This is a genomic window from Mammaliicoccus sp. C-M13 (assembly GCF_022386845.1).
In the GTDB taxonomy this organism is placed as follows: domain Bacteria; phylum Bacillota; class Bacilli; order Staphylococcales; family Staphylococcaceae; genus Mammaliicoccus; species Mammaliicoccus lentus.
In genome coordinates this window covers 78308-91755 of record NZ_JAJNHQ010000006.1, presented here as the reverse complement: position 1 = coordinate 91755, position 13448 = coordinate 78308, and the positions used below count along the sequence as shown (strand labels likewise).

Here is a 13448-nt window from a genome sequence, read left to right as displayed (position 1 = left end):
CCCCCGCTCGTTAAATTAATCATAACGGACGGGGGTTTTAAAGTTACATTGGATATTTATAATCCACTTACTTTATTATATTAAAATTGTTCTGAAAGAATTTTTTGCTCTAAGAAGTTTAACATGTAGTCTGGGCTACCTGTCTTAGCATCAGTTCCTGACATTTTGAATCCACCGAATGGGTGGTATCCTACTACTGCTGCAGTACAACCTCTATTCAAGTATAAGTTACCTACATCAAAGTCTTCACAAGCTTGTCTCCAATGTTCACGGTTATTTGTAATAACTGCGCCTGTTAGACCATAATCTGTATCATTAGCTACTTCTATCATTTCATCAAAGTTTTCACATTTAGTGAAGCCTACGACTGGACCAAAGATTTCTTCTTGCATAATTTGATCGCTAGATTTTAAGCCTGAGAAGATTGTAGGGTTTACGAAGTAACCTTTACTGTCATCAGTTTTACCACCTACTTCAAGCTTACCTTCTTTACTACCAATTTCGATATAATTTTTAATTTTATCGAATTGTTTTTGGTTGATAACTGGTCCCATATAAACATCTGAACCTTTATCAGTATTACCAATTGATAATTCTTTAGTAAGGTTAACAGCTTTTTCTAGAACTTCATCATAAACTTCTTTATGCACAATTGCACGAGAACATGCTGAACATTTTTGTCCAGAAAAGCCGAACGCTGAGTCTACTATAGATTGTGCAGCTAAATCTGTATCTACATTATTATCTACAAGAATAGCATCTTTACCGCCCATTTCAGCGATAACACGTTTTAAGAAGTTTTGCCCTTCTTGTATTTTAGCAGCTCTTTCGAAGATTCTCGTACCAGTCGCTCTTGAGCCTGTGAACGTTACGAAATGAGTGTCTTTATGATCTACTAAATGGTCTCCGATTTCTTTCGGGTCACCAGGTACAAAGTTAACTACACCTTTAGGTAAGCCTGCTTCTTCTAACACTTCAATTAATTTATAAGCAATTAATGGTGTGTCCTCAGCTGGTTTAAGCAACACTGTATTACCTGCAATTATAGGTGCAACAGTTGTACCTGTCATTATAGCGAATGGGAAGTTCCAAGGTGGTATTGTAACGCCTGGCCCCATTGGTTTATAGATATACTGGTTATGCTCACCTTCTCTATCAAATACCGGTTTACCGTGAGCAAGTTCCATCATTGAACGTGCATAGTATTCAGTAAAATCAATGCCTTCATTTGTATCACCATCTGCTTCATTCCATGGTTTACCCGCTTCGTAAACCATCAGTGCAGAAAATTCATGTTTTCTTCTACGAATAATGGCAGAGACACGAAGCAATAATTCTGCTCTTTCATGAGGCGTCCATTTTCTCCAAGTCTTATATGCTTCTTTAGCCGCTTCCATCGCTTGATCAACTTGCTCTTTAGAAGCTTTTGAAACACGACCTAACACTTGTTGATGATCAGCTGGATTTACAGAATCGTACTTATCATCAGTGAAAATTTTCTCTCCGTTTATTACGACAGGAATTTCTGTTCCAAATTCAGCTTGAACTTGAATTAATGCATCTTTAAATGCCTGTTGATTCTCTTGATTTGTAAAATCAGTTGCAGGTTCGTTACGAAATTCTACTACCATCCTTCATACCTCCTAAATATAATCAACCCTTTATAAGGTAATAAATACCTCTTATTACTATTGTACTATCGCAAAGTTTTTATATTCAAGTAAAGGGCTTACATTATTGATTCTACCCTATTTAGCACGATTTAAAAACCAATATACATCATTAAAATAAATTATCTTTTTCACTTTGTTAATAAGTGTAATAATACAAAAAATTCAATCGTAAATTAAGATATAAAGTTATAGAATTTGTTTAATTTAATAAGGCTTTTTCTAATTTTTCTTGAATTGTTTCTTGATTATCTTCTACAGGATCAAAATCAAATCTTTCTCCATTAATGAATACTGTCGGTATACCCGTTATATCTCTTTCAAACGTTTCTCTATTAATGGCTAATGATCTATCATCTGCATGTTTTTGTGGCGCTAACCTTAATTCATCTTCCATTTTTCTTTCAATCGTTTCAAAGCTTACTGTCCATTCTTCTTGTGTTTCATATAAATCACGTATATATTTTATCGCTTCATCAGGGTCATCATAATCTAAATGGATGTTCGCTACCGTTCCTTTTAAAAGATGTTGCTTCGTCTTATCAAAATGTTTAATGATATATTTTACGTCTCCATTTTCTATATAAGGTGTTAACACTTCATCTGCAGCAAAAAAGTAATGTTTACAATATGGACACGCAAAATTAATAAAAGCTTCTACTGTAATATTTGCATCTTCTTTACCAAAAGTTAAATGTTGTAATTCTGTCATGATATTACCCCCTTTATGTCGTTAACTTTATTAAATCATTAAATATGTAATATTACCATTATAAAGGGTGATTAACTTTCTTATAAAAACAAAAAAGCATGAAACCACCATAATTGATGATTTCATGCTTTATATTTAGAACGATAACGTCCCAAACAGATCATTAACAGAAATATTAGTTTTTGTTAACGTTAACTGCTTGAGGTCCACGTTGACCTTCTTCGATATCGAAAGTAACTGATGCACCTTCGTCTAATGATTTGTATCCTTCAGTTTGGATTGAAGAGAAATGTACGAAAACGTCGCTTCCGTTTTCTCCTTCGATAAATCCGTAACCTTTTTCTGCGTTAAACCATTTTACTGTACCTTTATTCATATAAAAGTCCTCCTAGTGCTTATGCACAATATATTTGCAATAATCAATCTTCAAACTTAAATGGACTTTCATTAACAATGAATAAAACTACCAATTAATTTAATCTCGAAATATCACTTGTCTATTACTATACGCTACATATTATGAAAAGTAAAGCTTTTTGTTAAATTAAACTTTTATTTCCCTTTTATCTCTATAAATAGTATTTATCAATGACTTTCAATTCATCATCTAATTCATAGATAAGTGGCGCGCCAGTTTTAATTTCTAACTCTGATATTTCATCATCAGGTATATCTTCTAAATATTTAATCAATGCACGCAGTGAATTACCATGGGCTGAAACAAGTGTCGTTTGACCATTAACGAGACTCGTTGAAACGTGGTCAATCCAGAACGGAATCACTCTATCTAAAGTGTCTTTTAAACTTTCTGATAGTGGCATTACTCTACGATCTAACATTGCATACCTTCTATCGTTTAAATATTCTTCTTGCAACGCTTTATCAGCTTCAGGTGGTTTTGTATCATAAGAACGTCTCCATATATGTACTTGTTCTTCACCAAATTCTTCTCTTGCTTCGTCTTTATTTTTACCTTGCAAGCCACCATAGTGACGTTCATTTAAACGCCAAGTTTTATAAACGGGAATCCATAATTGATGAGAGTGTTTCAACAATAAATAAGTTGTTTCAATCGCTCTTGTTAACAATGAAGTATAGACAACATCTATTTCTATTTCTTGTTTTAATAATTTTTCCCCTGACAATTTCGCTTCGTTAAATCCTTGCTCAGATAGTCCTACGTCAGCCCAACCAGTAAACAAGTTTTTCTTATTCCAATCACTTTGTCCATGTCGACATAATATTAATTTTGGCATTTCTCTCACTCCAATTTTTTCTATTAGTTTATTCTATTGAAACACTATTTCTTATTTTTTTAAAATAATAAGATAGACTTAATTTATAAAAATACCATTTTAAAAATAACCAATGCATTCTATAATTGAATGATATATGACAAACACAAAGTACTATATTAAATACTTTTTATAAGGATATGAATAAACATGATTTTAAAGTCCATTAAAGTAATACTTCAATTATGCTTAATATATTTGATTACCTTATGTGGAAATTGGATTCAAGAAACATTACACATACCAGTTGCAGGAAGCATTATAGGCCTAGCTCTCTTTTTCTTATTATTACAATTTAAAATCATCAAGACAGAGTGGATATCTAGTGGTGCCAATTTATTATTAGGTACGATGATTTTCTTTTTCATACCTTCTATAGTTGGTGCTATGGATTTAGCTGAACAATTCAATTCGAAATACATAGCATTAATCATATTAATTATTGCGAGTACATGTATCGTTGCTCTCACTTCAGGTTATGTGGCAGAAAAAATGTTAAAATGCGCTCATAAAAAGGACGGTGACAACATTCAATGATGATTAAAACAATATCAATGATTGTCTTAACTTTACTCATGTACTTACTGGCAATATTCATACAGAAAAAGTTGAAAATAGCGATATTACACCCAGCGCTAGTATCATCAATTGCTATTATTTGCGTACTGCTCATTCTTGGCTATGACTATGATGATTATATGGTTGGTGGACATTGGATTTATGACTTCTTAAACTGTACGGTCGTATGTCTAGCCTACCCTTTATATTTATATCGAGATATGATTGTAAAACATTTCAGAGTAATATTAACGAGTGTACTTGTTGGTATATTAACTAATATTGTATTAGTTTTTACAACCCTTAAAATACTCGGTTATTCTAAAGAAATGATTGCATCATTATTGCCGAGATCAATCACAGCTGCAGTTGGTATCCAAGTTTCAGAACAAATTGGTGGCGTTGATACTTTAACAGTATTATTCATCATGTTAACTGGACTTATCGGCAGTATGCTTGGACATTACTTAGTTAGACTAGCAAATTTTCAAACTTCCATTGCAAAAGGTCTTACATTTGGAAATGCATCACACGCTATAGGAACAGCTAAAATATTAGAAACTGATATTGAATCAGCAGCATTCAGCTCTATCGGAATGATACTAACAGCGCTATTAAGTTCTGTTATATTACCATTATTCATATTGTTTATATATTAAGAAGTAATATAAGAAAAAGAACTTGGTATATAATCTACAATTTTGTTCGTGCATGCTTGCCTAAGGGCATGGTTCAAGCCTGTAGTCTCTCACTCCTACTACTCCCTCGGGCTTCAGCACTTTACAAAATCGTGGAACATACTCTCTTCTTATCTTTATAAATAATAAGCTACTCTCGCTTATATAACACAAAATCCGAGACAATTGTTATGTCTCGGATTTTTTACCTATTCTAAATTCGCATGATTATTTTGCATTGTTGTTTCGGATACGTTTATTTCTTTCATTATTTCCATAATGATACTATCTAAAAATATTTGACTGCTTTGTTCAAACAAACTTCCTAACGGTTGTTCAGAGCCTTTTTCGTCATATTTAGTACCTGCTGGTAGTGTAATAACTTCTTTTGATAATTCAGCGATTTTTGACTCGCTTTGAGTTGATATTAAGATAATGTTTGCTTTAGCTTGGTTTGCTATTTCAGATAAAAGTTGTAAATGCGCTGTTTTACCTGATCCAGAAACAATTAATAAGAGATCATCTTCTTGAATAGATGGTGTTGTTGTCTCTCCTACAACATAGCTACGTTTACCTAATTGGTTTAAACGCATTGCAAAACTATTCGCAACAAATGAAGAGCGTCCTTTTGCTGCAACAAAGATTGCATTCGCTTTTAAGATTTCGTCTAAAAACTTTATATTCTTTTGCTCATCCACTTTATTGAGTGTATGTTCAATTTCACTAAGAATCAGTTTATATTGTGACATCTTGTTTGCCATCCATAATATTTCTACACGTTTTAGCTGCTTCTACAGGATCTTCAGCATTAGCAATTCCGCCACCTACGATAACTAAATCTGGGCCTTCATCTACAACTGATTGAATCGTTTCTGGTTTTATACCACCTGCTACCGCAAGTTTAGAGTTTTTAATAACTGATTTAACAGTACGTAAACTCTCTAATGGAGATACACCTTCTGCTTGTAAATCGTAACCTGTATGAATAGCGATATAGTCAGCGCCTAATTCGTCTAGTTCTTTCGCACGTTTTTCTAGATCTTGGACAGCAATCATATCAACTAACAGTTCTTTGCCACTTTTATGAGCTTCTTCGATTGCAGCTTTAATAGAAGCATCTTCAGCAACTCCTAAAATCGTTACAATATCAGCACCATATTTGACTGCTTGGCTTACTTCATAACCAGCTGCGTCCATAATTTTTAAATCTGCTAATACTTGTGCTTTTTTAACAGATTGGCTCATTAATTCAACTGCACCTAACCCTTCATTAATAACAATTGGTGTACCGATTTCTACAACATCTACATATTCCTCGACTTGTTGAGCTAATTTAGCTGCTTCTTCTTTATTTAATAAATCTATCGCTAATTGTAATTTCATATTTTATTTATCTCCTTAATATATATTAACTTGCACTTACAATCATGATACAATGGTTAAAAATACGCAATACTGACAAATATGTCACTTAGTGAAGAAATGGGGTTATATCATGCTTTTAATTAACTATAAAGAAACAGAATATTATAATTCGAAAGACCTGGCACTATCGGTAATTGGAGGTCGTTGGAAGATACCTATCATTTGGCATTTACTTCAAGAATCACCACTTAGATTAAATCAATTAGAAAAAAGATTACCTGATATTAATCAACGAATGCTCATACGACAACTTAGAGAGCTAGAAAATGATTACATTATACATCGAGAAGTTTACCCGGTTGTACCACCTAAAGTAGAGTACAGTTTAACTTCAATAGGAAAAGACTTAGAAGCGGTTGTCAACGGTATTTGTGACTGGGGTGACGAGTATTTGGCGTTTTTAAAAGAAAATCATGAAAACGAATAACATATTACTTTAAATAACATTCGTTTCTGGTAAACTATTACAAAAAGGAGCTATGACTATGTCATCAAACAAACTATCGCAAGAAGAACAACAACAACTTATTACTACTTTAAAAGAAAGATTTGAAAAATTTACAGAAAGACACGAAGGTATTAACTGGTCAGATGTAGAAGAAAGACTACTTAATAATTCTGAGCTATTATGGTCACTTAATGAAATGGAAAGAACTGAAGGTGAACCTGATGTTATCGGAATAGAAGATGGAAAATATCTTTTTGTAGACTGTTCAAAAGAGAGCCCTAAAGGACGTAGAAGTGTTTGTTATGACAGAGAAGCATTAGAATCAAGAAAGAAGCATAAGCCCGAAACAAGCGCTATTGATTTAGTAAATGAAATGAAAGTATCTTTATTAACAGAATCACAATACCGTCATCTTCAAACGTTAGGAGAATTCGATAAGAAATCTTCTAGTTGGATTGAGACACCAGATAAAATTAGAAATTTGGGAGGCGCACTATTTTGTGACCGTCGCTATGATACAGTATTTACATATCATAATGGTGCAGAATCATACTATGGAGCAAGAGGATTCAGAAGCATGTTGAGAGTATAAATAAAGAGGTTGAGACATGTGTTTATGTCTCAACCTCTTTATTTATTGGATTCCATACATTTATTTTACTCATCTTCATCAGGTTCAAGTTCCATTATCCAACTACTTATTAAATGTGAGAAAGTGAAAAATTTTGTATTTTCATGAAATATCTCATGTTCGAACTTAGGGAAGATATGCAACGATTTATGTTCTGAGCCGATTTCTCTATATAAATCAATTGAATCTTCTGGTGATACTGCTCCATCATTTTTTCCGTGGAGTATCATGATAGGGTCAACAAAGTCTTTAGCGTGTTCTTTTAAGTATTCGACTCCTTCCAGTAAGCTGTGTACTAAGCCTCCTGAAATATGTTTTTTAATTAGTGCATCAATTTTATATTCTTCAACAACTGATGCTTTACTGCATAATCCTTCTCCCATTTCATTAGGGAAGTATTCTTCTGGTCCTAATGACTCAGCACCCTCAAATAATTTCGTATGGTACCTAGTTAGCGCACCACTTGTAATATATCCATCTACGGTCCCTGGATACTTAGTGCCATACAGTGTTACTGCAAATCCACCCATACTATGACCAATTAAATAAATTTTAGGTCCTATGTTTTCTTTCACATAGTCTACAACAGCTTTAACGTCCTCAATAATTTCTTCATAAGAACCATAGTAAGTATCTTTTCCTTCAGAATGCCCATGTCCTCTATGATCAAACCTTACAATGTTACTACCAAACATATTTAATTCATCTACAAACTCATCATAACGTTCAGCATATTCAGCTAAACCATGCACAATAATAATTGTTGAATCATGCTCCTCTGAACGATTTACCTTAGTATATAATTTTGTTCCATCCTTAGATTCTACATAAGTAATATATGACATAAAATCACTCCTTTCATTCATTGTATCTTATATATAACTTGAAGTTAATTTTTCACAAAAAAGTTTGAAACAAAAATCTATTACCCTGACAAAGATAATTAGAATTGAAAAAAATAATCTAGATATAAACAAATTTGATTCACTTTATATTCTCTAGCATTATCAGCAGTCGATGATTGTTTAAAAATAATTAATGATTCTAATTCCTTCCCTTTAAAAATCTTTATATACACATTATTAATAAACTGTTCAGGATAAAGATAGTCTTCGTAAAAACGATCATTTAAATTTGCTTTCAACACTGTTAAGTCATAACAATCAATCACATTATACATTCGTTTCCTAACAATCCCCTTTTTACCATTTGTACAAAAGCCTTCAATATCTGTAATTTCAAAAGATAATTTAACCACTATTAACATCCTCCAAATAAAAAAAGCGTGTCCTCTGTTAAAACAGAAAACACGCCCTCTTCCCATATACTACTAAGTCTCCTATCACGAAAAAATCGCGATGATATATGCTACAACATAATAAATTAATATATTTTTATTGATTAATAATAATTATCTTAATCATTTTTGTTCCATCAATTTCTAAGAACTTACCAACTTTAAATAATTTAAAATAAAAGTATCGACCATTTATACAAAAATAAAACATCACAAATTCAAAAGCGACAAAATAAAATAGTTTTAGTCAGACATGAATTTTTAAATTGTTCAGAAATCCAATAATATAGTTTTGTAACCACACAATTCTATAAAGAAGAAATGAACACGATAATCTTTAAATATTATATTTAATTAAAATTATAAGAACTATGGAAAGAAAATGAGAAGAACAAAATATGCAACCTAGTCAAAAGAGTATGGCTTAGAACTTGTATGTTTATTGCCTAAATATACAAGCTTCATAATTACTGTAAAGACTAGAATTTACAGTAGAAGCGAGAACTTAATATAACCTTTACTAATAAAGCAATTAAGAGCTGAACTTTGAACGATCATTTAAAAAATCATTAAAACTTACAGAAAAGATTTATAAGTATATTAACAACAATTAAACGATAAATTATATAATCATCATGATATCTTAGCAATCATTATATAAACAATTACAAAATTCAGTGTATAAATGTTTATTCATTCCCCTTAAATAGAGGTTCAGTGAGATTACACTTAATATTATATATAATCTTTTTTTGATGTAAATACATTTATTTAATTTTTTTATAGAATTTTTAATAAAATCTATATGCTCAAATATCGAAAAAATAACCATCTTTTTCTACAGAAATATCATACAATGAAATATATTTCAGTAAACAGAATACCAACAGCCTCCGGATAACTCTTAGATTACTGTTTACACTTATATTATATAACTCAAAAATTCAATTTCAATTATTTTTTTATAAAAATAACATAGAATATCTGTAAATATTTAAATTTTGATGTTACCCGTAAAAGTTTTTATTAGATAGAAAAAGACATCGTACACATTGTACGATGTCTTTTAATTTAAAACAATTTAAGTTGAGAATATAAATCTTCAGATAAAGCATCTATTTTTTATCAATATCCCGACTTGATACCCTTTTAAATAAAGGGCCATATGCTGAAATTAATTCATTATGTTTTCTACTAACTCTTTGGTCTTTAATAACTTTATCTGCTATTTTTTCAAGATATTTTTTATCTGTTTTAAAGAAGTTACTTGGGCTTGTTACATTTCCAAAGCTAAATTCACGTTCATAAGAAGTCGCTAATATCTCCACAAATTCAACAATTAAGTCTTTTAATTTATCATCTATATCATCATTTTCATAATCTGAAATAAAAGTTCCAAATTTAAAATCGTCACCATGTAAATCTTCAATACTTTTAGCACCTGGATCATTGTTAACTATTCTATAAATTACCCCCATAATCGCAATAAGTGAATATTTACCATTTACTAAAATAGTCATTTCTTCTGTTGATAAACCAACACTATTATGTTCTTTTATATTTTGAATAATATAATTAACTCTTTGATTTAAATTTATCAAATCTTTTATAAATTCAACCTTAACCTGATCATTGGAATAATTAAGTTTGAATATACTTTTGTAATGTGAATTATTAGAAAAAAGACTTTTTTTACTAGATCTAGCTGTTCCAGGTCTTTGATTTACAAATGAATAAAATAATTGAGCAAACTCTTCATTTTTTATTTTACTATTACTATGACTTCTTGGAGCAGTAATACCTCTCTTAATTTCCATGAAAATACCTTCATCATATAAAATCCTTTGTAATTGTATCATCTCTGGTGCATTAGCTTTTAAGTCTTTTGGCTGTATAGCTTTCTGTGAATTTGTTGCTTCAGCTATATTATTGAAAAAGTCTCTATCATCATTACTTTTTATGTCTTCTCTATTTTTTCAATTATTTTGCACATTAAATAAAAATCATCTTTATACGATTCTAAATTTTTTGCGATTAATGAAGTAGTCTGACCACCATTAACGATTGAAAAATCGTATACTTTCACATTATCCCCATCTAAACGAAAATGTTCACATGCTATAGTTATACCATTATTCATAAACCAGAAATCATCAGAATTTTTTCTCATACTTTCGATAATGGCATCATCAACCGTTTTCGATTTTATATATCTTCGTATATTCATATTAAATAAGCCTTCACTTTCAAATTTTTCGAAAGCGGCTTTTAAACTTTGAGCACTTATGTTAACAACAATTCCTTTATAATAATCAGATTCGTAATTTAAAGCATTCTTCGATTCATCAATTTGGAATTTATGTTCTTTAGCAGGCTTGAGTGTCTGCTGTATTTCAATTATTGCTTTTTTAATATCTCTTTCATAATGAATAATTACTTCTGTAAATTTACTTTGTTTAACGTTTTTTATCTTTTTATGAATTTGTTTTTCATCAAACTCGCTTGTAGAAGTGAATAAAATTTCTATATTCCCTTCATCTTCATCAGACAACCTATCTATTGCATTTCTATAACTTTTCTTCAATTTTTTATTGTATAAATTAGTTTGCCCCTTATCAAAATCTATAAGAGTATTATTAATTTTTGTAATTTCATTAAATACATCATTGATATCAACATTATTTGAATATTTATTTTGACCAATAATAACTTTTGAATTATCATCATCAAAAAATATAAAATCAATGCCACCATCACTTTTTCCATCAGTTATATTTTCATTCGTTAGATCAAACCAATTTTTTTGTAATTAAGAGATTTATAACAATATAGTGAACAAATAAGTATATTAAAAGCTTTTTCTGCATTGATTGGATAATTCTCTTCATTAGCTATTTTCATTATTTTATTCAGTTCTTTTTCTATCACAGATAACATCTCCTTTTATTTTCTCTAATCATATTTATTTTTACAATATATTAATTATTATATAATAATTAGAAAGTTAATAATAGTAATTATCCGAATATTTAGTATTTTTTATTGTTTATTACTTTATATAAAATCTTGTCTTTATTAAAACTCTCAATTTTTAATCTGATGCTTTCTATAACCAATTTAAAATTGGTATGTCTGCGGGAGCAAGTTTTAAATTAGTTAAGTTCTGTTTATTTAACCATTTACTGTCCTGGTGCTCTATTAAATTAAATTTCCCTTCCTCTAAATTACATAAATACACATTCAGAATGACTCTACCGAACTCGTACTCATACATTGTAGTTCCTAAGAATTTTTTTATATTGCAATTAGCATTTAATTCCTCTTTTATTTCTCTTTTTAATGCTAATTCTGCAGTTTCATTTATTTCTATTTTACCTCCTGGAAACTCCCAATAGCCGGCCAATGATTTATTTTCTGCTCTTTGACAGCATAGGTATTCCTTATGTTCATTTTGAATAACCGCTGCAACTACTTGAATTTCTTTCATGTTATATCTCCAAATCAAAAAATTTTGTAAATGAACTATTCAGCATTTTTCAATGTTGTATTAAATTTCTGTTCTATATTTTTGTGGCCTTTTGTTGACACTTTCTATTAATTTTTCTTTATCAATAGGGTCTTCTAGCATATGGATTTTTGCATGACAATTTGGGCATACCGCTACGCAATTATCTATTGTATCGCTACCGCCTTTTGCTAAATATTCTATGTGGTGAACATGCAAAAATGGCACATTATCAACATTGAAAGGTGCTTTTTCTTCACATAACGTGCATCTTCCATTTGCTAAATACTTTACGATATCTCTAATCTCTTTACTTCTATCGTAATAATTTATCCTAACTTGTCTATGAAATGGTTTTGAACTCCCTATTTTATTTGATTCTTCTTTATTTAATTCACTAGCATCTCTAGCTTTTTTTAACAAATCTTCTATATTGTTTTCTTTTTTATTTTTCCTTGACCTTTCCTCTTTATTATTCTCTATCGTTTCTAGTGGCGGTGCATAAGCTTTATTCTTTAATACAATTGGAAATTTAATAACTGACCTAGCTTCTTTATCAACGTCTCTTTCAAGTATATAAAAAGGTTCTATTTTTTCACTTAATTCAACAGGTCCAGCATATATGTAATGACCCGTTTTAAATGATTCAAATAAATATAGATTTACGTAATTAGACTTATAATTTTTCAAAACTCTATTTTGCCCTTTTTCTATATCTTGATCTCCTTCTCTACCTTCTCCTGTATAATAAAATATATCTCCTTCCCATTTATTATCATATATGTCCTCTCTCTTTATATTTCTTGAAACAATAACTAATGAGTTGGTTCTATGTGATCTATTTAATCCTTTTTGTAATGAACATTTAAATGCATCAGCAACATCTTCCCCTTTATATTCCTCTCCTATTTTCAAATTATTAATTTTATCTTGGTTTAAATTATTTCTAAATTCCACTACTTTTTCTAAATCAAATTCTTGATAATTATCATCTATAGATGGAATTCCATTATTTATCAGATAATTAAAATCCTGTGAACTCATCTCTAAAGTTTTAAGTAATTCACTTTTTTTCATTTTATATCGTCTCTCTTTGTAAGATATTTTAAGTAAATCTTATCATTTAATGTAATTATTTTCATTGTTATTATTAAATTATTTAAATAATCAAAAACTCACATTATTTCCCACTTCCTCTCCATCCTCTTTACAGTTAAAATATACTTACAC

General features: G+C 30.2%; 17 protein-coding genes. 4 read left to right on the top strand and 13 right to left on the bottom strand.

Annotation, left to right across the window (positions count from 1 at the left end; genetic code table 11):
- Nucleotides 1-80: 80 nt before the first annotated feature.
- The 4 genes from pruA to LQ615_RS06295 all read right to left on the bottom strand — a co-directional run bounded on the left by pruA (nucleotide 81) and on the right by LQ615_RS06295 (nucleotide 3638).
- Nucleotides 81-1631: an L-glutamate gamma-semialdehyde dehydrogenase gene (gene pruA, locus LQ615_RS06310; RefSeq protein ID WP_239703905.1), complete on the bottom strand. Its 1551-nt coding sequence runs from the start codon at nucleotides 1629-1631 to the stop codon at nucleotides 81-83.
- Nucleotides 1632-1872: 241 nt separating this feature from the next.
- The gene (locus LQ615_RS06305) at nucleotides 1873-2382 is read right to left on the bottom strand and encodes a thioredoxin domain-containing protein (RefSeq protein ID WP_135022218.1); all 510 of its coding nucleotides are present in this window, start codon (nucleotides 2380-2382) and stop codon (nucleotides 1873-1875) included.
- A gap of 175 nt (nucleotides 2383-2557) precedes the next feature.
- A complete protein-coding gene (locus LQ615_RS06300) occupies nucleotides 2558-2758 on the bottom strand; it encodes a cold-shock protein (RefSeq protein ID WP_016998994.1) in 201 nt (66 codons plus the stop codon).
- A gap of 193 nt (nucleotides 2759-2951) precedes the next feature.
- Complete coding sequence (locus tag LQ615_RS06295) at nucleotides 2952-3638, bottom strand: 2,3-diphosphoglycerate-dependent phosphoglycerate mutase (protein ID WP_016998993.1); 687 nt, start codon at nucleotides 3636-3638, stop codon at nucleotides 2952-2954.
- A gap of 189 nt (nucleotides 3639-3827) precedes the next feature.
- Between LQ615_RS06295 and LQ615_RS06290 the strand changes: the two genes are divergently transcribed.
- Nucleotides 3828-4214: a CidA/LrgA family holin-like protein gene (locus LQ615_RS06290; protein ID WP_239703906.1), complete on the top strand. Its 387-nt coding sequence runs from the start codon at nucleotides 3828-3830 to the stop codon at nucleotides 4212-4214.
- Nucleotides 4211-4894, top strand: a complete 684-nt coding sequence (locus LQ615_RS06285; RefSeq protein ID WP_064205325.1) for an LrgB family protein — start codon at nucleotides 4211-4213, stop codon at nucleotides 4892-4894. Before LQ615_RS06290 ends, LQ615_RS06285 begins: the two co-directional genes overlap by 4 nt.
- 227 nt (nucleotides 4895-5121) lie before the next feature.
- On the opposite strand, the gene hxlB is transcribed toward LQ615_RS06285, so the two are convergent.
- The gene (hxlB, locus tag LQ615_RS06280; protein WP_239703907.1) at nucleotides 5122-5661 is read right to left on the bottom strand and encodes a 6-phospho-3-hexuloisomerase; all 540 of its coding nucleotides are present in this window, start codon (nucleotides 5659-5661) and stop codon (nucleotides 5122-5124) included.
- A complete protein-coding gene (gene hxlA, locus LQ615_RS06275; RefSeq protein ID WP_064205327.1) occupies nucleotides 5648-6295 on the bottom strand; it encodes a 3-hexulose-6-phosphate synthase in 648 nt (215 codons plus the stop codon). Before hxlA ends, hxlB begins: the two co-directional genes overlap by 14 nt.
- Nucleotides 6296-6407: 112 nt before the next feature.
- Here hxlA and LQ615_RS06270 point away from each other — a divergent pair, with 112 nt between their 5' ends.
- Together LQ615_RS06270 and LQ615_RS06265 are read left to right on the top strand one after the other, a co-directional pair.
- Nucleotides 6408-6764: a winged helix-turn-helix transcriptional regulator gene (locus LQ615_RS06270; RefSeq protein ID WP_016998988.1), complete on the top strand. Its 357-nt coding sequence runs from the start codon at nucleotides 6408-6410 to the stop codon at nucleotides 6762-6764.
- Between the two features lie 58 nt (nucleotides 6765-6822).
- On the top strand, nucleotides 6823-7377 hold the full coding sequence (locus tag LQ615_RS06265; protein WP_174700873.1) for a DUF4256 domain-containing protein: 555 nt from the start codon (nucleotides 6823-6825) through the stop codon (nucleotides 7375-7377).
- Between the two features lie 65 nt (nucleotides 7378-7442).
- On the opposite strand, the gene LQ615_RS06260 is transcribed toward LQ615_RS06265, so the two are convergent.
- The 7 genes from LQ615_RS06260 to LQ615_RS06235 all read right to left on the bottom strand — a co-directional run bounded on the left by LQ615_RS06260 (nucleotide 7443) and on the right by LQ615_RS06235 (nucleotide 13295).
- Entirely contained in the window at nucleotides 7443-8261 is an 819-nt protein-coding gene (locus LQ615_RS06260; protein ID WP_103269298.1) for an alpha/beta hydrolase, read from the bottom strand.
- A gap of 98 nt (nucleotides 8262-8359) precedes the next feature.
- Nucleotides 8360-8674, bottom strand: coding sequence for a hypothetical protein (locus LQ615_RS06255; protein ID WP_064211764.1), 315 nt, complete (start codon nucleotides 8672-8674; stop codon nucleotides 8360-8362).
- 1154 nt (nucleotides 8675-9828) lie between these two features.
- Entirely contained in the window at nucleotides 9829-10674 is an 846-nt protein-coding gene (locus LQ615_RS06250) for an AIPR family protein (RefSeq protein WP_345773002.1), read from the bottom strand.
- On the bottom strand, nucleotides 10671-11297 hold the full coding sequence (locus LQ615_RS13465; RefSeq protein ID WP_115344032.1) for an AIPR family protein: 627 nt from the start codon (nucleotides 11295-11297) through the stop codon (nucleotides 10671-10673). Before LQ615_RS13465 ends, LQ615_RS06250 begins: the two co-directional genes overlap by 4 nt.
- Before the next feature lie 200 nt (nucleotides 11298-11497).
- Entirely contained in the window at nucleotides 11498-11641 is a 144-nt protein-coding gene (locus LQ615_RS06245) for a hypothetical protein (protein WP_180991120.1), read from the bottom strand.
- A 178-nt stretch (nucleotides 11642-11819) separates the two neighbouring features.
- Entirely contained in the window at nucleotides 11820-12200 is a 381-nt protein-coding gene (locus tag LQ615_RS06240) for a (deoxy)nucleoside triphosphate pyrophosphohydrolase (protein ID WP_103269026.1), read from the bottom strand.
- Between the two features lie 60 nt (nucleotides 12201-12260).
- A complete protein-coding gene (locus tag LQ615_RS06235) occupies nucleotides 12261-13295 on the bottom strand; it encodes an HNH endonuclease (protein ID WP_103269027.1) in 1035 nt (344 codons plus the stop codon).
- Nucleotides 13296-13448: the final 153 nt, after the last annotated feature.

Bases quoted from the DNA above. Each gene is read 5' to 3' on its own strand.
- pruA (WP_239703905.1), bottom strand. From the start codon at position 1,631: ATGGTAGTAGAATTTCGTAACGAACCTGCAACTGATTTTACAAATCAA.
- LQ615_RS06305 (WP_135022218.1), bottom strand. From the start codon at position 2,382: ATGACAGAATTACAACATTTAACTTTTGGTAAAGAAGATGCAAATATT.
- LQ615_RS06300 (WP_016998994.1), bottom strand. From the start codon at position 2,758: ATGAATAAAGGTACAGTAAAATGGTTTAACGCAGAAAAAGGTTACGGA.
- LQ615_RS06295 (WP_016998993.1), bottom strand. From the start codon at position 3,638: ATGCCAAAATTAATATTATGTCGACATGGACAAAGTGATTGGAATAAG.
- LQ615_RS06290 (WP_239703906.1), top strand. From the start codon at position 3,828: ATGATTTTAAAGTCCATTAAAGTAATACTTCAATTATGCTTAATATAT.
- LQ615_RS06285 (WP_064205325.1), top strand. From the start codon at position 4,211: ATGATGATTAAAACAATATCAATGATTGTCTTAACTTTACTCATGTAC.
- hxlB (WP_239703907.1), bottom strand. From the start codon at position 5,661: ATGTCACAATATAAACTGATTCTTAGTGAAATTGAACATACACTCAAT.
- hxlA (WP_064205327.1), bottom strand. From the start codon at position 6,295: ATGAAATTACAATTAGCGATAGATTTATTAAATAAAGAAGAAGCAGCT.
- LQ615_RS06270 (WP_016998988.1), top strand. From the start codon at position 6,408: ATGCTTTTAATTAACTATAAAGAAACAGAATATTATAATTCGAAAGAC.
- LQ615_RS06265 (WP_174700873.1), top strand. From the start codon at position 6,823: ATGTCATCAAACAAACTATCGCAAGAAGAACAACAACAACTTATTACT.
- LQ615_RS06260 (WP_103269298.1), bottom strand. From the start codon at position 8,261: ATGTCATATATTACTTATGTAGAATCTAAGGATGGAACAAAATTATAT.
- LQ615_RS06240 (WP_103269026.1), bottom strand. From the start codon at position 12,200: ATGAAAGAAATTCAAGTAGTTGCAGCGGTTATTCAAAATGAACATAAG.
- LQ615_RS06235 (WP_103269027.1), bottom strand. From the start codon at position 13,295: ATGAAAAAAAGTGAATTACTTAAAACTTTAGAGATGAGTTCACAGGAT.